The sequence below is a fragment of the Cupriavidus pauculus genome (assembly GCF_003854935.1).
Lineage (GTDB): Bacteria > Pseudomonadota > Gammaproteobacteria > Burkholderiales > Burkholderiaceae > Cupriavidus > Cupriavidus pauculus_C.
The window spans coordinates 225,142-244,560 of the sequence record NZ_CP033969.1 but is presented as its reverse complement, the minus strand read 5'-3'; the positions used below and the strand labels follow the sequence as shown (position 1 = coordinate 244,560).

Annotated in this window: 21 protein-coding genes; 6 read left to right on the top strand and 15 right to left on the bottom strand. The window is 68.5% G+C overall.

What is annotated here, in order from left to right; all coding sequences use genetic code 11:
• Position 1 precedes the first annotated feature (1 nt).
• The 6 genes from plsY to EHF44_RS02810 form a co-directional block, all read right to left on the bottom strand.
• The gene (gene plsY, locus EHF44_RS02835) at positions 2–610 is read right to left on the bottom strand and encodes a glycerol-3-phosphate 1-O-acyltransferase PlsY (RefSeq protein ID WP_124682341.1); all 609 of its coding nucleotides are present in this window, start codon (positions 608–610) and stop codon (positions 2–4) included.
• Positions 611–715: 105 nt separating this feature from the next.
• The gene (locus EHF44_RS02830; RefSeq protein WP_124682340.1) at positions 716–1,207 is read right to left on the bottom strand and encodes an aminoacyl-tRNA deacylase; all 492 of its coding nucleotides are present in this window, start codon (positions 1,205–1,207) and stop codon (positions 716–718) included.
• Positions 1,208–1,229: 22 nt separating this feature from the next.
• On the bottom strand, positions 1,230–2,138 hold the full coding sequence (gene xerD / locus EHF44_RS02825) for a site-specific tyrosine recombinase XerD (protein WP_124682339.1): 909 nt from the start codon (positions 2,136–2,138) through the stop codon (positions 1,230–1,232).
• Positions 2,135–2,614 (bottom strand): methylated-DNA--[protein]-cysteine S-methyltransferase, encoded by a 480-nt coding sequence (locus tag EHF44_RS02820; RefSeq protein WP_124682338.1) that lies wholly within the window; start codon positions 2,612–2,614, stop codon positions 2,135–2,137. Before EHF44_RS02820 ends, xerD begins: the two co-directional genes overlap by 4 nt.
• A 155-nt stretch (positions 2,615–2,769) precedes the next feature.
• Positions 2,770–3,750, bottom strand: coding sequence for a tripartite tricarboxylate transporter substrate binding protein BugE (locus tag EHF44_RS02815; RefSeq protein WP_124682337.1), 981 nt, complete (start codon positions 3,748–3,750; stop codon positions 2,770–2,772).
• A gap of 96 nt (positions 3,751–3,846) precedes the next feature.
• Positions 3,847–4,464 (bottom strand): chalcone isomerase family protein, encoded by a 618-nt coding sequence (locus tag EHF44_RS02810; RefSeq protein WP_124682336.1) that lies wholly within the window; start codon positions 4,462–4,464, stop codon positions 3,847–3,849.
• Between the two features lie 163 nt (positions 4,465–4,627).
• Here EHF44_RS02810 and EHF44_RS02805 point away from each other — a divergent pair, with 163 nt between their 5' ends.
• Positions 4,628–5,521, top strand: a complete 894-nt coding sequence (locus EHF44_RS02805; RefSeq protein WP_124682335.1) for an AEC family transporter — start codon at positions 4,628–4,630, stop codon at positions 5,519–5,521.
• 4 nt (positions 5,522–5,525) lie between these two features.
• Here the strand turns inward: EHF44_RS02805 and queG are convergent, their stop codons facing one another.
• Entirely contained in the window at positions 5,526–6,725 is a 1,200-nt protein-coding gene (gene queG, locus EHF44_RS02800; RefSeq protein WP_124682334.1) for a tRNA epoxyqueuosine(34) reductase QueG, read from the bottom strand.
• A 16-nt stretch (positions 6,726–6,741) separates the two neighbouring features.
• On the opposite strand from queG, the gene tsaE reads away from it, so the two are divergent.
• Both tsaE and EHF44_RS02790 read left to right on the top strand, forming a co-directional pair.
• A complete protein-coding gene (tsaE, locus tag EHF44_RS02795; protein WP_124682333.1) occupies positions 6,742–7,287 on the top strand; it encodes a tRNA (adenosine(37)-N6)-threonylcarbamoyltransferase complex ATPase subunit type 1 TsaE in 546 nt (181 codons plus the stop codon).
• Complete coding sequence (locus tag EHF44_RS02790) at positions 7,281–8,783, top strand: N-acetylmuramoyl-L-alanine amidase (protein ID WP_124682332.1); 1,503 nt, start codon at positions 7,281–7,283, stop codon at positions 8,781–8,783. Before tsaE ends, EHF44_RS02790 begins: the two co-directional genes overlap by 7 nt.
• Before the next feature lie 73 nt (positions 8,784–8,856).
• Here EHF44_RS02790 and EHF44_RS02785 read toward each other — a convergent pair whose 3' ends face one another.
• Positions 8,857–9,882, bottom strand: coding sequence for a bile acid:sodium symporter family protein (locus EHF44_RS02785; RefSeq protein WP_124682331.1), 1,026 nt, complete (start codon positions 9,880–9,882; stop codon positions 8,857–8,859).
• Between the two features lie 94 nt (positions 9,883–9,976).
• On the opposite strand from EHF44_RS02785, the gene EHF44_RS02780 reads away from it, so the two are divergent.
• Positions 9,977–10,879, top strand: a complete 903-nt coding sequence (locus EHF44_RS02780; RefSeq protein WP_124682330.1) for a LysR family transcriptional regulator — start codon at positions 9,977–9,979, stop codon at positions 10,877–10,879.
• 27 nt (positions 10,880–10,906) lie between these two features.
• Here EHF44_RS02780 and EHF44_RS02775 read toward each other — a convergent pair whose 3' ends face one another.
• The 7 genes from EHF44_RS02775 to EHF44_RS02745 form a co-directional block, all read right to left on the bottom strand.
• Positions 10,907–11,665 (bottom strand): 3-hydroxyacyl-CoA dehydrogenase, encoded by a 759-nt coding sequence (locus EHF44_RS02775; RefSeq protein WP_124682329.1) that lies wholly within the window; start codon positions 11,663–11,665, stop codon positions 10,907–10,909.
• 172 nt (positions 11,666–11,837) lie between these two features.
• Positions 11,838–12,503 (bottom strand): adenylate kinase, encoded by a 666-nt coding sequence (gene adk / locus EHF44_RS02770; RefSeq protein ID WP_124682328.1) that lies wholly within the window; start codon positions 12,501–12,503, stop codon positions 11,838–11,840.
• A gap of 334 nt (positions 12,504–12,837) precedes the next feature.
• Positions 12,838–13,647, bottom strand: a complete 810-nt coding sequence (gene kdsB, locus EHF44_RS02765) for a 3-deoxy-manno-octulosonate cytidylyltransferase (protein WP_124682327.1) — start codon at positions 13,645–13,647, stop codon at positions 12,838–12,840.
• 44 nt (positions 13,648–13,691) lie between these two features.
• The gene (locus EHF44_RS02760) at positions 13,692–13,892 is read right to left on the bottom strand and encodes a Trm112 family protein (protein WP_101680194.1); all 201 of its coding nucleotides are present in this window, start codon (positions 13,890–13,892) and stop codon (positions 13,692–13,694) included.
• Positions 13,873–14,994 carry a tetraacyldisaccharide 4'-kinase gene (gene lpxK, locus EHF44_RS02755; protein ID WP_124682326.1) on the bottom strand — a complete coding sequence of 374 codons (1,122 nt, stop codon included), beginning with the start codon at positions 14,992–14,994 and terminating at the stop codon, positions 13,873–13,875. The genes EHF44_RS02760 and lpxK overlap by 20 nt, the downstream gene beginning before the upstream one ends.
• Positions 14,995–15,114: 120 nt before the next feature.
• Positions 15,115–15,546 (bottom strand): ExbD/TolR family protein, encoded by a 432-nt coding sequence (locus tag EHF44_RS02750; protein ID WP_124682325.1) that lies wholly within the window; start codon positions 15,544–15,546, stop codon positions 15,115–15,117.
• Positions 15,547–15,564: 18 nt separating this feature from the next.
• Complete coding sequence (locus tag EHF44_RS02745) at positions 15,565–16,185, bottom strand: MotA/TolQ/ExbB proton channel family protein (protein ID WP_124682324.1); 621 nt, start codon at positions 16,183–16,185, stop codon at positions 15,565–15,567.
• A gap of 1,032 nt (positions 16,186–17,217) precedes the next feature.
• Between EHF44_RS02745 and xseA the strand changes: the two genes are divergently transcribed.
• Together xseA and sodB are read left to right on the top strand one after the other, a co-directional pair.
• Positions 17,218–18,603, top strand: coding sequence for an exodeoxyribonuclease VII large subunit (xseA, locus tag EHF44_RS02740; RefSeq protein ID WP_124682323.1), 1,386 nt, complete (start codon positions 17,218–17,220; stop codon positions 18,601–18,603).
• Positions 18,604–18,774: 171 nt separating this feature from the next.
• On the top strand, positions 18,775–19,353 hold the full coding sequence (gene sodB / locus EHF44_RS02735; protein WP_124682322.1) for a superoxide dismutase [Fe]: 579 nt from the start codon (positions 18,775–18,777) through the stop codon (positions 19,351–19,353).
• Positions 19,354–19,419: the final 66 nt, after the last annotated feature.

Here is a 19,419-nt window from a genome sequence, read left to right as displayed (position 1 = left end):
CTCAAGCCTTCTTCTTCTCCCCGATCCGGCTTTCCTTGCCGGCCAGCAGCTTGGCGATGTTGGCGCGGTGGCGGGCGATCAGCAGGATGCTGATGACCAGCACGGCGCCGGCGATGATGTCCACGCCGGACGTCAGCACGTAGAAGAACGGCGCGAAGATCGCGGCCACCAGCGCGGCCAGCGACGAATAGCGGAAGAAGAACGCGATGATCAGCCACGTGGCCAGCGTGCCCGCGCCCAGGATCGGGTCGATGGCGAACAGGATGCCGGCCGCCGTGGCCACGCCCTTGCCGCCCGCGAAGCGGTGGAAGACCGGGAACAGGTGGCCCAGGAACACGGCCAGCGCCGCCAGCGCGATGCCGGTGTCGTCGATGCCATAGCGCGCGCCGACGTACCGGGCCAGCATGACCGCCACGTAGCCCTTCAGGCCGTCGCCCAGCAGCGTCAGGATGGCGGCCTTCTTGTTGCCGGTGCGCAGGACATTGGTGGCGCCGGGGTTGCCCGAGCCGTAGCTGTGCGGGTCGGGCAGGCCCATGACCTTGCTGACCACGACGGCGAACGACACCGATCCGATCAGGTAGGCGATGACGGCAGAAATCAGGTTGACCATTGTTGGGTGATGAAGACAAGGAATTTCAGGCTGGCGCGATTGTAGCGCGGCAGCGGGGCCGTTGACTCCGGGGTTACCCCACGGGCCACGGGCCGGCCATCGGGCTCAGTCCGGCAGCGCGCAGGCCACCGGGCTGGCTTCCAGCACGTCGGTCAGCACGGCCGGCGCGATGCTGACCAGATAGCCGCGCCGCCCGCCATTGATATAGATCGTTTCCAGCGCCAGCACGCTGCCTTCCACGTACACCGGCATCCGCTTCTTCGTGCCGAACGGCGACGTGCCGCCCACCAGGTAGCCGCTGTGCCGCTGCGCCACCTCGGGCTTGCACGGCTGCACGCTCTTGGCGCCGATCTGGCGCGCCAGGTTCTTGGTCGACACCGAGCAGTCGCCGTGCATCAGCACGATCAGCGGCCGGGCGGCCTCGTCCTCCATGACCAGCGTCTTGACCACGTTGTGCTCGGGCACGCCAAGCTGGCGCGCCGATTCGCCGGTGCCGCCGTGGTCGACATAGTCGTAGGGATGCTCGCCGAAGACCACGCCGCGCTTGCGCAGCAACTGCGTGGCCGGGGTCTCGGAGACGTGTTTCTGTTTGCTCATGGGATGCAAGCCCGCGCTGGCGTCAGCCGCGCGGATGGTGGTGCAGGTGCAGCTCGCGCAGGCGCTCGCGCGCCACGTGCGTGTAGATCTGCGTCGTGGAGATGTCGGCGTGGCCCAGCAGCAGCTGCACCACGCGCAGGTCGGCGCCATGGTTGAGCAGGTGCGTGGCAAACGCGTGCCGCAGCGTGTGCGGCGACAGCGGCGCATGGATGCCGGCGTCGCGCGCGTGCTTCTTGATCAGGTGCCAGAACGCCTGGCGCGTCATGCCCTCGCCGCGCTGGGTCACGAACAGCGCGTCGCTGGCGCGGCCGGCCAGCAGCGCGGGACGGCCCTCGGCCAGGTACTGGCGCAGCCAGTCGCCAGCCTGGGCGCCGAACGGCACCAGCCGCTCCTTGTTGCCCTTGCCGCCCACCACGCGCGCCACGCCCTCGTTCAGGCCGATCTCGATCGTCTTCATGCCGGTGAGTTCGGAGACTCGCAGCCCGCTCGCGTACATCAGCTCCAGCATCGTGCGGTCGCGCAGGCCCAGCGGCGTGCCGGTGTCGGGCGCTTCGAGCAGGGCTTCCACCTGCGCCTCGGACAGCGTCTTCGGAAAGCGCGGCGGCTGCTTGGCCGGCCGCAGCAGCAGGCAGGGGTCGGCCTCGATCATGTGCTCGCGCAGCGCCCACTGGTAGAAGCGGCGGAATACGGTGAGCCGCCGGTTGGCCGACGACGCGCGCGTTTCCGTATGGCGCGCCGAGAAGTAGCCCGACAGCGCCGTATCGTCCACGGCCAGCAGCGCGCTGGTGCCGGTCTCGTGCAGCCAGCGCGCCAGCAGCGCCAGGTCGCGGCGGTAGGCGTCGATGCTGTTGCGCGACAGGCCGTCCTCCAGCCACAGGGCGTCGCAGAACCGGTCGATCAGCGCCAGGTCCTCGTCCAGCGTGGCGCTCATAGCAGCATCGCCCCTTCGTGCCGCAGCAGCCAGCGCTTGACGCCCAGGTGGAAGCCTTCTTCGCCATGGTGGGCAAAGCCGCCCAGCCCGTTGGCGGCCACCACGCGGTGGCACGGAATCACGATCGGAAACCAGTTCTGGCCGCACGCCTGGCCCACGGCGCGCGGCATGCTCTGCAGCCCGCGCGCGATGGTGCCGTAGGTGGTCAGCCCGCCGCGCGGGATGGCGCTGATCGCCTGCCAGACCTTGCGCTGGAAGTCGGTGCCGCGCGTGGCCAGCGGCAAGTCGAACACGACGTCGGGGTTGGCGTAGTAGGCGTCCAGCTGGGCGGCAACCTGGCGGGTCAGCGCGTCGGCCGGGGCGATGTCGGCGAACGATTCGGGCAGGTAGACGATTTCCCGCACCTGCCCGCCCTCGACGCGCACGCCGACCTTGCCGAAGGGCGCGGGCAGGACGGCATCGAAGGGACGTGACATGGCGGCGGGGCAGGAACGAAGGCGAGGCCCCGATTTTATGCCGATTCTGGCGGGCCGGCGCCAGGACCCTCGCCGCCAGCCCGCCGCCCGGAAAAGAAAAACCACCGGCGCGCGGTGGTTTTTGTCGTCGGCGGGTGGGTGCATCCGCCGCTGGCTTACTGCTCCAGCTTGATGTTCTGCACCTTGACCAGGTTTTTCATCTTGTCGAATTCCTTCTTGATCTCGGCGGCGTGCTGGGCCGGGGTGTTGCCCGACGGCTCGGCGCCGGCAGCCTGCAGGCGGTCGACAAAGCCCTTGTCCTGCAGCGCCTTGACCACGGCGCCGTTCAGCTTGGCGATCACGTCGTCAGGCGTGCCGGCCGGGGCCACCAGGCCGTACCAGGCCGGGTCGTTCGGCTCCTTCAGGCCCATTTCGCCAAAGGTCGGCACGTTGGGCAGGCCCTCCACGCGCTTGTTCCAGGCCACCACGATCGGGCGCAGCTTGCCGGCCTTGATGTACGGCATCGACGACGGCAGGTTGTCGACCATGATCGGCACCTGGCCGGCCAGCACGTCGTTCAGCGCCGGGCCCGCGCCACGGTACGGAATGTGGACCATGAAGGTCTTGGTCGACACCTTGAACTGCTCGCCCAGCATGTGGCCGAAGCCGCAGGTGCCCGACGACGCGTACGAGTACTTGCCCGGATTGGCCTTCAGCACGGCCAGGAATTCCTTGTAGTCCTTGGCCGGGAAGCTCGGGTTCACCGCGATCACGTTGGCCACGTTCGCCACGTTGGCGATGGGCTTGAAGTCCTTGATCGGGTCGTACGACAGCTTGGGGTTGCAGGCCGGGTTGACGGCCATGGTCGACACCGTGGAGATGCCGATCGTGTAGCCGTCCGGGGCCGACTTGGCGATGGCGTCGGCGCCAATCGAGCCGCCCCCGCCGGCGCGGTTTTCCACCACCACCGGCTGGCCCAGGATGCGGCTCATCTGGTCGGCCACGCCGCGGCCGACGATGTCGGTCGTGCCGCCCGGCGCGAACGGGATGATCAGGCGGATGGGCTTGCTAGGGTAGTTGCTCTGCGCGTGCGCAATCGATGCCACGGACGCGGTGGCCGCGATGGCCAGGGTCAGTGCGGTCTTTACAGCTTGCATGGATGAGGGTCTCCCGTCGTAAAAGCCGGGCAGGTCGCCCGGGGAGGTCATGAATCACCGGCGCCACGGATGGCGTGAGGCGCCGGCGTGCTTGGATCAGCCGCCCAGCAGGCCGCGCTTCAGGTTGCGGTCCACCGGGTGTTCGCCCAGGAAGATCCGCAGCACGGCCTGATAGAAATCCTCGCCCGGGATGGCCTGGCCGCGCGGAATGCCGTTCAGCGTGACCGCGGTGCCACCATCGGGGGTGAAGTCGAAATTGATGATGTCGCCGCGCTGCGCCGTGCCCAACTGGGTCATCGTGCGTTCCAGCAGCAGCACCCGGTCTGACAGAAGCTGCAACTGCAGCTCGGAATGGTTCTCGCGCAGCCCTTCGTTAAGGGCCTTCACGAACTGGGCCGATTCCACCTCGCGCAGCGGCCGGATCTGCAGCCGTTTCGGCCCCGGCGATCCCAGCGCCACCGTGGCGTTGCGCGCCCGCTCGGGCAGGTACAGCGCCGCCGCGTAGCCCTTGATCACGAACACCTGCCGCAGCCCGGTGCCGTTCAGCGGCAACTGCTTGCCGCCCAGGCGCGCCATGTCGTCGAACCGCACGCCCTCGATCTCCATGGCCGATGCCGCCGGCAGCAGCAGGCCGAACGCCAGCGACGCGCACAGCGAGACGGCAAGGCGGCGGGAAAGCAGGGCGCGGCGGGACGAAGACGGCTCGGACTTCATGGTGCGACAGGCGGTTGCGGCGGGCGGTGCAAAACCGAGGGCAAGGCAAATTCAGCGTGCCATCGTGCATGAAATCTGAAAAAATACCCATCCGTATCTGCCCTAGGCTTCACTTTTGACGAAGCCTGCCGTCGGGCCGGACGATAACGACAACATTCGAGACATGTCTGCCGCCCTGCTGCTCGTGCCGGACTTCAGCCTGATCCTGATCGGCTGGCTGCTGGTCCGATATACCCCGTTTGACCGCACGTTCTGGGCTGGCGTCGAGCGCCTGGTCTATTTCGTCCTGTTTCCCGCGCTGCTGTTGCAGTCGACCAACAGTGCGCGGTTCGATTTCTCCACCACCTCGGCCATGCTGGGCCTGGCGCTGGCCACGATGGCCTTCGGCATGGTCACCGGCTTCCTGGTCAGGTTCGTCCTGCGGCCTGACCCGGTGGACTTCGCCTCGGGCTTCCAGACCGCGTTCCGTTTCAATTCCTATATCGGCCTGGCGCTGGCGTCCCGCATCGGCGGTGGCGAGGGGCTGGCGCTGATGGCGCTGGTCGTCGGCATCACCGTGCCCATCTGCAACGTGGCGGCGGTCTGGGCGCTGGCCCGGCAGGGCGAGGCACGGCTGCTGCGCGAACTGGCGCGCAACCCGCTGATCCTGGCCACGGCCATCGGGCTGGCGACCAACCTGCTGGGCCTGCATCCGCCCGAGGTGGTCGGCATGACGCTGGGCCGCCTGGGCTCGGCGTCCACGGCGCTGGGCCTGATGACGGTGGGCGCCGGGCTGCAACTGAGCGGCGCCACGGGGGCAGTGGGGCCGATGGCGTGGTGGACGGCCGTCAAGCTGCTGGCCATGCCGTGCTTCGCCTGGCTGGCCGGGCGCCACCTGCCGCTGACCACGCTGCAGTACGAGATCGTGGTGGTCTACGCCGCGCTGCCGACCGCGTCCAGCGCCTACATCCTGGCCGTGCGCATGGGCGGCAACGGACCGATGGTGGCGGCCACCATCTCGGCGATGACCGTCGCGGCCGTGGTCACCACGCCGGTCTGGCTCTCGCTGGTCAGCTAGTCGATCAGTCTGCGGCGGGGTCCTGGGCCAGCGCCCAGTCGACATGCTCGCGCACCAGCGGCGTGGCCGTGTCCTGGCAGGCCCGCAGCGCGGCGCGGATGCGCGCGGCCAGCGCCGGATCGTCCGCCGCCGCCCGCCGCAGGCTGTTGCCCAGCCCCACGGCCAGGTTGCGCAGCCAGCGTTCGTGGCCGATGCGCCGGATCGGGCTGCCTTCCAGCCGCTGGTTGAACTCGGCTTCCGTCCAGCCGAACAGGTCGACCATGTCCGGCGCGTCAAAGCCGTTGCGGACGTCGAAATCGGGCAGCGTGGCACGGTGCGCGAACTTGTTCCACGGGCAGGCCAGCTGGCAGTCGTCGCAGCCATAGACGCGGTTGCCCATCGGCGCGCGCAGCGGCTCGGGAATCGGCCCCTTGTGCTCGATGGTCAGGTACGAGATGCAGCGGCGCGCGTCCAGCCGGTATGGCTCCAGGATAGCGCCGGTGGGGCAGATATCGATGCAGCGGCGGCAGCTTCCGCAGTGCGGGGCTTCGGCCGGGTCCGCCGGCAGCGGGATATCGACCAGGATCTCGCCCAGGAAGAACATCGACCCCCCTTCGCGGTCCAGCAGCAGCGTATGCTTGCCGCGCCAGCCCAGCCCGCCCTGGCTGGCCAGCGCCACCTCCATCACCGGCGCCGAGTCGGTGAACACGCGATACCCGAACCTGCCGATCTCGGTCTCGATGCGGGCCGCCAGTTGCTGCAGCCGGTTGCGCAGCACCTTGTGATAGTCCCGGCCGCGCGCGTACAGCGAGACGACGGCCGTGGCCGGATCGTCCAGCCGGGCCAGCTCGTGGCGCCGCCAGTCGGCGGGGCCGTCGGCCGGCAGATAGGGCATCCGTGCGACGATGGCGCGCACCGTGCCCGGCACCAGTTCATGCGGCCGCGCGCGCCGTGTGCCGTGGTTCGCCATATAATCCATGTCGCCGTGGCAGCCCGCCTGCAACCACGCGAGCAGGCCCGCCTCGGCGTGCCGCAGGTCGACGTCGGCCACCCGGATCTCGTCGAAACCCAGCTCGCGTCCCCACCCGCGCAACGCCACCGCGAGCGAGTCCAGCGCCGCCTGCCCGATGACGGGGGCGGTGGCGGCGGGCGTCGGGACGGCGTCTTGCGCGGGCGGATTCCCGCGGCTCGGCGGGGTGGGGGCGGGCACTGCACGGTCGATCATCCCTGAATTGTACGCAATGCCCCTGCTTGAAGAACGCATCCTCCCGCTGCCCGACGAAGCCGCCACCGGCCGGCTGGGCGCCGCGCTGGCCGGGGCCGTGCGCGCCATGCCGCCGCGCACGGTGCACGTGCAGCTTTCCGGCGACCTGGGCGCCGGCAAGACCACGCTGTCCCGGGCCGTGCTGCGCGCGCTGGGCCACGCCGGCAAGGTCCGCAGCCCCACCTACACGCTGTGCGAGCCGTATCCGGTGCAGCGCGCCGATGGCTCGGCGCTGACCGTCTACCACTTCGACCTGTACCGCTTTGCCGATCCCGAGGAGTGGATCGACGCCGGTTTCCGGGACTGTTTTGCCGAGCCGGCCTTCAACCTGGTGGAATGGCCCGAGAAGGCCGGGCGCCTGCTCGGGGAACCGGACCTGCACGTGTGGCTCCAACCGGACAGCCGCGTGCTGCATTCTGGCGACAATCGTGCCGATAACGGTGCCGATGACGACGCGGATCGCCGCATGGCGACGTTGCGCGCCTATACTCCCACTGGACTTATCCTGCTGAACGCATGCTGATCAAGCGACTTGCCACTGACCGACCCGATGGACCCGACGGCCTGCTGCAGGCCCGCCGGAAATGGATGGCGCAGGCCCTGAAGGTGGGCGCCGGAACGGTCGTCCTGTCGCTCGCGGGCCCGCAGATCGCGTTCGGCGCCGGCATCGTGGCCGTGCGCGTCTGGCCGGCCGAGGACTACACCCGGGTCACCATCGAGTCCGACGAGAAGCTCGTGGCCGTGCATCAGATGATCCGCAACCCGGACCGGCTGGTGGTCGACATCGACGGGCTCGACCTGTCGCCGACGCTGCGCGAGCTGGTGGCCAAGATCACGCCGAACGACCCATACATCCAGTCGGTGCGCGTGGGCCAGAACCGGCCGCGCGTGGTGCGGATGGTGTTCGACCTGAAGGAAGACGTCTCGCCGCAGGTGTTCACGCTGCTGCCGATCGCCGAGTACAAGAACCGGCTCGTGTTCGACCTGTATCCGGTGAATCCGCCCGACCCGCTCTGGAAGCTCGTGCGCGACACCGAGGACAAGCAGCGCCGCTTTGCGTCGAATCCGCCGCCCGCGGGCACCGACGCCGCCATCGCGGGCGCGCCCGCCGGGGCCGAGGAAGACGCCATCGGCGCCATCGTGCGCAAGTTCGAGGACCGCGACCAGTTGCCGCCGGCCACCACCGCGCCGCCGCCCGTGGTGGCGACCGTGAGGCCGAAGCCGTCGGCACCGGACAAGCCGTCCGCGCCGCCCGCGCCGCCGCCGCTGGCCCAGACCAATGTGCCGCCGCCCAGCCAGTTCAAGATGCGCCGGCTGCTGACCGTGGCGCTGGACCCCGGCCACGGCGGCGAGGACCCCGGCGCCATCGGCGCGGCCGGATCGCGCGAGAAGGACGTGGTGCTGCAGATTGCCACCCGGCTGCGCAAGAAGATCGACAACGAACCGAACATGCGCGCGATGATGACGCGCGACTCGGACTTCTTCGTGCCGCTGAACGTGCGCGTGCAGAAGGCCCGGCGCGTGCAGGCGGACCTGTTCGTGTCGATCCACGCCGACGCGTTCGTCTCGCCCGAGGCGCGCGGGGCGTCGGTCTTCGCGCTGTCCGAGCGCGGCGCGTCGAGCTCCGCCGCGCGCTGGCTGGCCAACAAGGAAAACAACGCCGACCTGATCGGCGGCACCAACATGGGCAACAAGGACGCCCAGGTGTCGCGCGTGCTGCTGGACCTGTCGACCACGGCCCAGATCAACGACAGCATGCAGGTGGGCAAGTCGGTGCTGGCCGAGATCGGCGGCATCAACAAGCTGCACAAGGGCAGCGTCGAACAGGCCGGGTTTGCGGTGCTCAAGGCGCCGGACATTCCGTCGATCCTGATCGAGACCGCCTTCATCTCGAACCCCGAGGAAGAGCGCAAGCTCAACGACGACGCCCACCAGGAACAACTGGCCAACGCCATCCTGCGCGGCATCAAGGCCTACTTCGCCAAGAACCCGCCGCTGTCGCGGAATCCGTCGGTGTAGGCGGCGCCACAACACCCGCACCACCAAACAAAAACCGGCGCCGAGGCGCCGGTTTTTTCATGGGCAGGACCGCTCAGGCCCGTACCGTGTTGCGGGCTTCCTTCACGTCGTCGCGGCTGGCGTAGCGGGCGGCCAGCACCGAGCAGACGATCAGCTGGAGCTGGTGGTAGACCATCAGCGGCAACACCAGCAGGCCCAGCGCCGGGTGGCCGGCGAACAGGATCTTGGCCATCGGGATGCCGTTGGCCAGGCTCTTCTTGGAGCCGCAGAACACCGCCGTGATCTCGTCTTCCACCGAGAAGCCCAGCCGGCGCGCCGTGAACGTGGTCGTGCCCAGGATCACGAACAGCAGGATGGCGGCGATGCCCATCACGGCGCCAATGGTCTGCCACGAATACTGATGCCACAGGCCCGCAGCGGTGGCATCGCAAAACGACGAATACACGATCAGCACGATCACGCCGCGGTCGATCTTGTTGGTGATCTGCTTCCTCCTGGCCAGCCAGTTGCCGATCAGCGGCCGGAACGCCTGGCCCAGCGCGAACGGCAGCAGCAGTTGCAGCGCCACGCCCATCAGCGCGCGGCCCAGCGGCATCGACGCGCCGCTGGCGCTGATCACCAGGCCCATCAGCAGCGGAGTCAGCGCCATGCCGATAAGCCCCGAGATGGTGGCGTTGAAGATGGCGCCGGGCACATTGCCGCGCGCCATCGACGTCATGGCGACCGACGACGACACCGTGGACGGCAGCGCGCACAGGTAGAACACGCCCAGCAGCAGCTCCGGCGGCAGCGTGTTGCGCAGCGACAGCATCAGCAGTGCACCCACGATCGGGAACACCACATAGGTGAACGCCTGCACGAACGTGTGCAGCCGCCAGTGCTTGGCCCCGGCCACCAGCTTTTCGCGCGACAGCGCGGCGCCGTGCAGGAAGAAGACCAGCGCGACACCCAGGTTGGTGACGATGCCGAGGTGGAGCGGGCCGTCGCCGGCGCCGATCTCGGGCGCGAGCAGCGCCACGGCGATGGCGCACAGCATGATCAGAACGAACCCGTCGATCAGGTCGTAGGCTTTCTTGAAAGGAGCTAGGAAGGCAGACATCGGGGATAGTGCTTAAGGGTTTCCGCTTGGTATTGGACGCTTGTCTTGCTTAGAATGCAAATTCATTTATTGCATCTATCTATCGCTTCGTTGCATGAATTACACACTGCGGCAATTAAGGGTCTTCCTGGCGGTGGCGGCGCACGGCAGCTTCAGCCGGGCGGCGGATGCCGTGGGACTCACCCAGCCGGCCGTGAGCCGTGGTGTGGCCGAGCTGGAAGACGCGCTGGGCGTCCGGCTGCTCGATCGCACGACCCGCGAGGTGGTGCTGACCGATGCCGGCACCGCGCTCGTTCCGGCACTGGAGCGACTTTTGGGCCAGCTCGATGACACGCTCGAAGAAACCCGCCAATTAGGCGAGCGCTATCGGGGGAGGGTGGTGATAGCCAGTGCGCCGACGATCTCGGCGCGGCTGATGCCGCTGTACGTGTCGGCCTGCGCCAGCCAGTACCCGGAGATCCGGCTGTTCGTGCGCGACAACGTCCAGGCCGACGGCCTGGAGCAGATCCGGGCCGGCGCGGTGGACTTCGGGGTGCTGATCGATCCGCTGGCGCGCGAGGGGCTGACCATCGCGCCGCTGGCGACCGATCCGTTTTGCTTCGTCTGCCGGCGCGACCATCCGCTGGCGCAGGCCGAATCGGTGCCGTGGAGCGCGCTGCATGGCGAGCGGCTGGTGCTGCTGGACTTTGCGTCGGGCAGCCGGCCGCTGATCGACCGGATACTGGCGCGCCACGGCGTGGCGCCGCAGGTGGTGCAGGAGCTGGGCCACTCGGCCAGCGTGTTCGGCATGGTGGAGGCGGGCATCGGGGCGTCGGTGCTGCCGTCGTTCTCGCTGCCGCTGCCGGAAGCGTCGCCGCTGGTGTCCCGCCCGCTGACGCCGCGCGAGGAGCGCAGCATCGTCATGGTCCGCCGCGAGGACCGCTCGCTGTCGCCGGCGGCCGCGGCGGTCTGGGAGCTGGTCCGGAACCTGCCGATCCCCGCCGAGGCGGCGGGCTGATCAGCCCGTCCCCGGCGGTATCCAGCCTTACTTCGGCTGCATCCGGATCGCGCCGTCCAGCCGGATCACCTCGCCGTTCATCATCGTATTGCCAATGATGGCCTGCGCCAGCCGCGCAAACTCGGCCGGGCGGCCCAGGCGCGGCGGGAACGGCACCATCTTGCCCAGCGCGTCCTGCACTTCGGGCGGCATGCCCAGCAGCATCGGCGTCTCGAACAGGCCCGGCGCGATGGTCATGCAGCGCACGCCGTCGCGGGCCAGGTCGCGGGCGATGGCCAGCGTCATGCCGACCACGCCACCTTTCGACGCCGCATAGGCGGCCTGGCCGATCTGCCCATCGAACGCAGCCACCGACGCGGTATTGATGATCACGCCGCGCTCGCCCTCGGCGTCGGGCGTGTTCTGCACCATGGCCGCCGCCGCCAGCCGGATCATGTTGAACGTGCCGATCAGGTTCACGCGGATCGTCTTCTCGAACGCGTCCAGCGGGTGCGGGCCGTTCTTGCCCACCGTCTTCGACGCCACGGCAATGCCCGCGCAGTTGACCAGCCCGGCCAGCCGGCCCAGCTTCACGGCCGCGTCCACTGCCGCCTGGCCGTCGGCCTCGGCGCTGACATCGCACCGGACGAACTGGCCGCCCAGTTCCTGCGCCAGCGCCGTGCCGGCCGCCTCGTTCAGGTCGGCGATGACCACCTTGCCGCCGGCCTTGGCCAGCATCCGCGCCGTGCCTTCGCCCAGCCCCGAGGCGCCACCGGTCACGATGAATACGTTGCCCTGGATGTCCATCCGTCCGTCTCCTTGTTCATTGTTGCGTGCTGTGGGGGTCCCGCATCGCATGCCGTTTACGTTAACGTAAATCGCCGGGCGGCGGAACCCGCATCGATACGGAGCCCCGGCCGGAAAGCAAAACGGCCCAGCCGAAGCTGAGCCGTTTGTCACGGGCGGGGATGCGCCAGGATTACTTCAGCGCCTCGAACACGCTGGCGGTGATCTTGTCGACGTCGCCGACGCCCGAGATCTTGCGGTACTGCGGCGGCGCCACCTTGGCCGAGGCGTCGCCCTTGGCGGCCCAGCCCGAGTAGTAGTCCACCAGCGGGCGCGTCTGCTGCGAGTAGACGTCCAGGCGCTTGCGCACGGTCTCTTCCTTGTCGTCGTCGCGCTGGATCAGCGGCTCGCCGGTCTCGTCGTCGACGTTTTCCACCTTGGGCGGGTTGTAGCGGACGTGGTACGTGCGGCCCGACGCCACGTGCACGCGGCGGCCGCTCATGCGCTCGATGATCGCGTCGAACGGCACGTCGATCTCCAGCACGTAGTCGATGGCCACGCCGGCTTCCTTCATGGCCTCGGCCTGCGGGATCGTGCGCGGAAAGCCGTCGAACAGGTAGCCCTTTTCGCAGTCGGGCTGCTTAAGGCGGTCCTTCACCAGGCCGATAATGATGTCATCGGACACCAGACCGCCCGCGTCCATCACTTTCTTGGCTTCGATGCCCAGCGGCGTGCCGGCCTTCACGGCGGCGCGCAGCATGTCGCCGGTGGAGATCTGCGGAATACCGAACTTCTCGCAGATGAACTTGGCTTGCGTGCCTTTGCCGGCGCCAGGCGCGCCCAACAGGATCAAACGCATTTACGGGTCCTCAAGGTATTTGAATTCGGTCTGGCGGGGGGTATGGAAGGAGGGTACCGCCGCAACTTGACGCGGGACTTACGCGGTGCGTGCCGTAGGGCGCGTGCCCAGGCATGTGCCGGCGTCCGCTCATGCGGCGCCCGGCGCGGCGGCAACGCGCATCCGGGCTGGCTCGATCTCTCTATCTCCCCACCGAGCCTTTGCAGCCGTGCCTCTCACGGTCTGCGGGCTCTGTATCGGCAGGCATTATGCCACGGGCGATGCCGGTTCGGCCTTCGTCCAGGTTGCAGCAGTATGAACCCCGGCGTGAAACCGGGGTCTACGGCAGCCGCCGTCAGGGGCCTTCCTGCGCCATGCCCTGCGTCCACAGCGCGCGCACGCGTTCCAGGTCGGCCGGGGTGTCCACGCCCGGTGCCGGGGCGGCGGCCGTGACCATCACGCCGATGCGCTCGCCATGCCACATCGCGCGCAGCTGTTCCAGCGCCTCCACCTGTTCCACCGGCGAGATCGCCAGCGTCGGGAAGCGGCGCAGGAAGCCCGCGCGGTAGGCGTACAGGCCGATATGGCGCAGCACGGGCATGTCCGGCAGCGGCACGCTGGCCAACGCGGCCGGCTGCGTGGGCACCGCCGACCAGGCGTCGCGCGCCCACGGGATCGGCGCGCGCGAGAAATACAGCGCCCGGCCCGCGTTGTCGCACACCACCTTCACCACGTTGGGATTGAAGACCTCGGCCACGTCGTCCAGCGGATGCGCGGCGGTGGCGATGGCGCAGTCCGGGTGCGCGGCCAGGTGCAGCGCCACGGCGTCGATCAGGTTCGGATCGATCAGCGGCTCGTCGCCCTGCACGTTGACCACGATGGCGTCGTCATCGAGCCCGAGCAGCGTGGCAACTTCCGACAGGCGGTCGGTGCCCGAGGGGTGATCGGCCCGCGTGATGACGGCCTCGACGGCATGCGCCGCGCAGGCCGCGGCCACCTCGGGGGCGTCGGTGGCCACCACGGTGCGCCGGGCCGACGACGCGTGCGCCCGCTCGGCCACGCGGACGACCATCGGATGGCCGCCGATGTCGGCCAGCGGCTTGTTCGGCAGCCGCGTGGAGGCCAGCCGCGCCGGAATGACGACGGTGAATGCGGGAATGCTCATGATGCGCGGGAGGGCGGAAGACGGAAGGGGCGGGGGGCGCGGGCTCAGTTGCCGGACGGCTCCACGGGCACCACGCGGCCGGGCACCGACTGGCGGGCCTCGTCGGCCAGCATGACCGGAATGCCGTCGCGGATCGGATAGGCCAGCTTGTCGGCGTGGCAGATCAGTTCCTGGGCGGCGCGGTCGTATTCCAGCTTGCCCTTGCAGAGCGGGCAGACGAGGATTTCAAGCAGCCGGTTGTCCATCCTGGTGTTCCTTGTCGAGCCCGGTCGTCGTGCCGCTGGCGGCGGATTGTCCCGTGGTGACGGGCGTGGCGACGGCCGGGTTGCGCGCCAGCACGGCGCGGCGGATTTTATCGATCAGGCCCGCGTCGATCACGGGCGTGGTGGGGACGACCCAGATCCTCGGGTCGTCAAAGCGCTCGCATTTTACGGCATCCTTCTCGGTGATCAGGATCACGTCGGCATGCAGCGCGGCGTCGTTGTCCGCGAACGGGTCGGCGGCAAAGTCGTAGTGGTCCGGCAGCGGCAGCGTGGCGATCGACGTCAGGCCCGCCGCGCGCAGGCTGGCGAAGAAGCGTTCCGGATTGCCGATGCCGGCCGCGGCCAGCACGCGCTGGCCCGCGAACCGCGCCACCGGGCGCGCCATCGTCGGGTCGGCAAGCTGCCAGGCATCGGCAAGTTCCAGCCGCATGCCGTAGACGTCGGGCTTGTCGGGCGTGGCGCGGAAGTGCGGGTCGTTGATCAGCGTGGCGTCGCGCGGGCGGTCCAGCGGCTCGCGCAGCGGCCCGGCCGGCAGCAGCATGCCGTTGCCGCCCATGCGCGCGTCGAACATGACGATCTCGAAGTCGCGCTGCAGCCGGTAGTGCTGCAATCCATCGTCGAGCAGCAGCACGTTGACGCCCGGATGCGACACCAGCATGGTCTGCGCGCACAGCGCCCGGTCCGGAAAGACCCAGACCGGCACGTCGGTGGCGCGCGCAATCAGCAGCGGCTCGTCGCCCACGTCGGCCGCCCTGGACGTTGGCTTGACCCGGCGCGGATGCGTGAGCGTCACCCCGTAGCCGCGCGAGACCACGCCCGGGCGCAGGCCCGCTTCCGACAGCGCATGGGCCAGCGCGATGACGGCGGGCGTCTTGCCGGTGCCGCCCACGGTGACGTTGCCGACGACGATCACCGGCATCGGCAGCCGCGTGGACTGGAACCAGCCGCGCTGGTAGCCATGGCGGCGGATGCGCGCCACCAGGCCGAACAGCAGCGACAGCGGCCACATCAGCCAGGCAAACCAGCCGCGGCGCTGCCACTGGGCGGTGACGAAGTCGGCAAGGGCGTGTCGGGGTGCGGGCATGAAAGGGAGGGAAGCAGGCCGGGCCGCCGTCCAGGGCTGGATGGGCGGCGCCGGCCGAATGCGGACATTATGCATGGCGCGGCGCACGCGCCCAAGCGTGGCGCCGGCCGTGGCCGCCGGCTAGCGCGGCTGCGAACTCTGCGTGGCGAAGGTCAGCCGCGACAGGCCGGCCACGCGCGCGGCCTCCATCACGTTGATCACGGCCTGGTGGGTGGCCTGGGCGTCGGCATTGACGATCACCACGGGCTGCTGGCCGCTGCCGGCCGGGCCGGCGGCGCTGCGCAGCTGGTCGGCCAGGCTGGTCACGTCCTTCTGCTCCAGCACCTGCTTGTTGACGGAATAGACGCCGCGCGCCGATACCGAGACGACGATCTCGGTCGGATGCTGCTGCGCGCGGTCGGCATCGGCGGTGGGTAGCTGGATCTGCAGCTCGGTGAAGCGCGAGTACGTGGTCGTGATCATCAGGAAGATCAGGATCACGAGCAGCACGTCGATGAGCGGGATCAGGTTGATCTCGGGCTCCTCGCGCCGCTGGCGGGAACGGAAACGCATGGCGTGCTCCCGGCCGCGTCAGGCCCGCCGCTGCGGCAGGATGGCGTCCAGGAACGCGGTGGCGCGGAATTCCAGCTCGGCCACGTAGTCGTCCACGAGCCGGCGGAAGTAGCGCCAGAAGATCAGGGCCGGAATCGCCACGATCAGGCCGAAGGCCGTGTTGTAGAGCGCCACCGAGATGCCGTGCGCCAGCTGTTCGGGGTTGGCGCCGGTGCCGCCCTGGCTGCCGAAGATCTCGATCATGCCGATCACGGTGCCCAGCAGGCCCATCAGCGGCGCCACCGACGCAATCGTGCCCAGCGCGTTCAGGTAGCGCTCCAGGTCGTGCGCCACCACCCGGCCGGCTTCTTCCACCACATCCTTGGCGGCGTCGCGCGACGTCTGCGGCTGCAGCACCACGTGGCGCAGGCCGGCGGCCAGCACGCGGCCCAGCGGTGAATTCTTTTCGAGCGTGTTGACCACCTCGGGCGTGGCCTTGCGCTGCTGGGCGGCGGAAAGCGCCTCCTCGTACAGCCGCGGCGGCAGGATCTTGCTGCGCTTGAGGGAGATGAAGCGTTCGACGATCAGCGCCAGCGCGATGACCGAGGCCAGCAGCAGCGGCCAGATCGGCCAGCCGGCCGCTTGAATGATGGAAAACACGTGGACCCCCGAAATTCTACGTAGACGACAGACCCGAAATGGACGGCTTGAAGCACGAACGACGTGGCAGCCTTTGATGCGGGTCGCGCCCAACGCGCGCCGCACCGGCGATGCTCGAAAAATTGCAGGCGCCACTCTAACCCGCCCGCCGCCAGCGCGGCAAGCCACGCACACCGGCCGCTGTCTGCGGCTTTCCACACATAACCGGGACAGGATTGTGGACCGGTTGTGGACAGCCTTCGGAAAGGTCGCGTAAACCTTTGATTGCAAAGGGCCTCGGGTCGATTGCTTGTTTTTTGGGCAAGCGGGGCAAAGCGGCCATGTGGCGCCCGCTTTCCTTGCCGAACAGGGTTTGCGGACGGTCTGCGGGCGCTCCCAGCCCCTGAATGGGCAGCTTTCCACATTTGCACGGGACACGGCTGTGGACGGGCTGTGGAAAGCCTTTGAAGATTCTACGTAAACCATTGATCCGAAACGAAAAGCTGTTTCGTGCCTAATTATTGGGCAATCGCACGCCGCGATCCGGGCGCCAAACAGCCTGCTGGCGGGGCGACGCTTTCCACACCGGGGCAGGAAAGGATTGTGGATCGGTTGTGGATAAACCGGGGAGAAGCGGGCTAACCCGTTGATCCATAACGACGTATACGTTTCTGCCTAAATTTTGTGCAAACGTAGGCTCACGTGCCTTGTGCGTCGCGGTCGACAATCCGGGGCCCCAGGCCGTTACCACAGCCGGCTCTGGCCTGTCACGTATACGTTGTCCACAGATCCGACGCTTGACAAATCCATTATCCAAAGCTTCTGTGGATAACTTTGTGAACAAGCGTCCCCGGATTTTGGTAAGTCGTTGACGCGTAAGGTTTTCTCTTACATTGCCTGTTTTTTGGACCGGGGCGAATCTTCAACAGAATCAAAGGCTTGTACGGATTCATGCGGATTCCGGGGCCTGCCGTGTGCACCGCGCGATGCCTCTTGACATAGCGGTTATGCTGTGGACATGTCCATCCCACGCCGCCTGCGCGGCCGTGCCCCATGCCAGAGAACGAGAACCTTTCGCGTTTTGCGCCGTCCCAGGCGCCTTCGCGCACGCGCGACGTGATCCCGGTCAGCGAACTGAACCATGCCATCGCCGGCGTGCTCGAACGCAGCTTTCCGCTGGCGTGGGTGCGGGGCGAAATCTCGAACTTCACGCGCGCGGCCAGTGGCCACTGGTATTTCTCGCTGAAAGACGCCCGCGCGCAGATCCGCTGCGTGATGTTCCGCGGCCGCAACCAGCATGTCGACTTCACGCCGCGCGAGGGCGAGGCCGTGGAGGTACGCGCCGTGGTGTCGATGTACGAGGCGCGCGGCGAGTTGCAGCTTGGCGTGGAAGCCATGCGCCGCGCCGGCCTGGGCAACCTCTACGAAGCGTTCCTGCGGCTCAAGGACAAGCTCGCGCAGGCCGGTCTGTTCGATAGCGCACGCAAGCGGCCGATTCCGCGCCATCCGCGCACGATCGGCGTGGTCACGTCGCTGCAGGCGGCGGCCATGCGCGACGTGCTGACCACGCTGCGGCGGCGCGCGCCGCACGTGCCGGTCATCGTCTATCCGGTGCCGGTGCAGGGCGCCGGTGCCGCCGACAAGATCGCGGCGATGCTCGACGTGGCCAGCGAGCGGGCCGAATGCGACGTGCTGATCCTGTGCCGCGGCGGCGGCAGCATCGAGGACCTGTGGTCGTTCAACGAGGAAGTGGTGGCCCACGCCATCGCCCGCAGCCGTGTGCCCGTGGTGGCCGGTGTGGGCCACGAGACCGATGTGACGATTGCCGATTTCGTGGCCGACGTGCGCGCACCGACGCCCACCGGTGCCGCCGAGCTGGTCAGCCCCGACCGCGACCACTTGCTGCAGGCCGCCCGCCGCGCCCGCGACGCGCTGGCGCAATGCATGGACCGCCAGCTCGCCCGCCGCGCGCAGCACCTGCAATGGCTGACGCGCCAGTTGCGCAGCCCGCAGGCCCAGTTGCAGGAGCGCCGGGCGCACGTCGACAATCTGGCGCGACACCTGCGGGCGGCATTGCGCGACACGGTGTCGGCGCAGCGCCACCGCCACGACGTGCTGGCGATGCGCTGGCGCGCCTGCAAGCCGGACGCCGCCCTGCAACAGCAGACGCTGGACCGCCTTGCCGCGCGCATGGACATGGCGCTGGAGCGGCGCCACGAGCGCGACACCCAGCGGCTGGCGCGCGCGGCCGGCGCGCTGGAGCTGCTGGCGCCCCAGCGCACGCTGGAACGCGGCTACGCCGTGCTGCTCGATGCGCGCGGCCGGGCGCTGCGCTCGCCGCACGAACTGCGCCCGGGCAGCATCGTCGAGGCCCATCTGGCGGACGGTACCGCCGACGTGGAAATCGCCGGCGTGCAGGCCAAGCTGGCGACATTCTGATGCCCCGCGACGCGCCCTGCTGCGACTGATTCTCAGTCGACCCCAGGCGCTTCCCCGGCCCGCCGCCGGGGAAACTAACATGAGGGCAGGGGGCTTTCCGGGGCCGTTTGCGCGGGTCTGGCAAGTCACCTACAATCGTCCGTTCTCCCCACCCAAAACCGAGACAGAACAATGGAACACAAGCTCCCCCCGCTCCCGTACGCGCATGATGCCCTGGCTCCGCACATCTCCAAGGAGACCCTGGAGTTCCATCATGACAAGCATCACCAGACCTACGTCACGAACCTGAACAACCTGATCAAGGGCACCGAGTTCGAGAACGCGTCGCTGGAAGAGATCGTCAAGAAGTCGTCGGGCGGCATCTTCAACAACGCGGCCCAGGTGTGGAACCACACGTTCTACTGGGAATCGATGAAGCCGAACGGCGGCGGCCAGCCGACCGGCGCCCTGGCCGACGCGATCAACGCCAAGTGGGGTTCGTTCGACAAGTTCAAGGAAGAATTCACGAAGGTGGCCGTGGGCACCTTCGGTTCGGGCTGGGCCTGGCTGGTCAAGAAGGCTGACGGCTCGCTGGACCTGGTGTCCACCTCGAACGCCGCCACCCCGCTGACCACCGACGCCAAGGCCCTGCTGACCTGCGACGTGTGGGAACACGCCTACTACATCGACTACCGCAATGCCCGCCCGAAGTACGTCGAGGCATTCTGGAACGTCGTGAACTGGGACTTCGCCGCGAAGAACTTCGCCTGAGCGAACCTGTAGCCCAGCATGAAAGCCCCGGCCAGCCGGGGCTTTTTGCTTTGCGCAGCCCCGCCG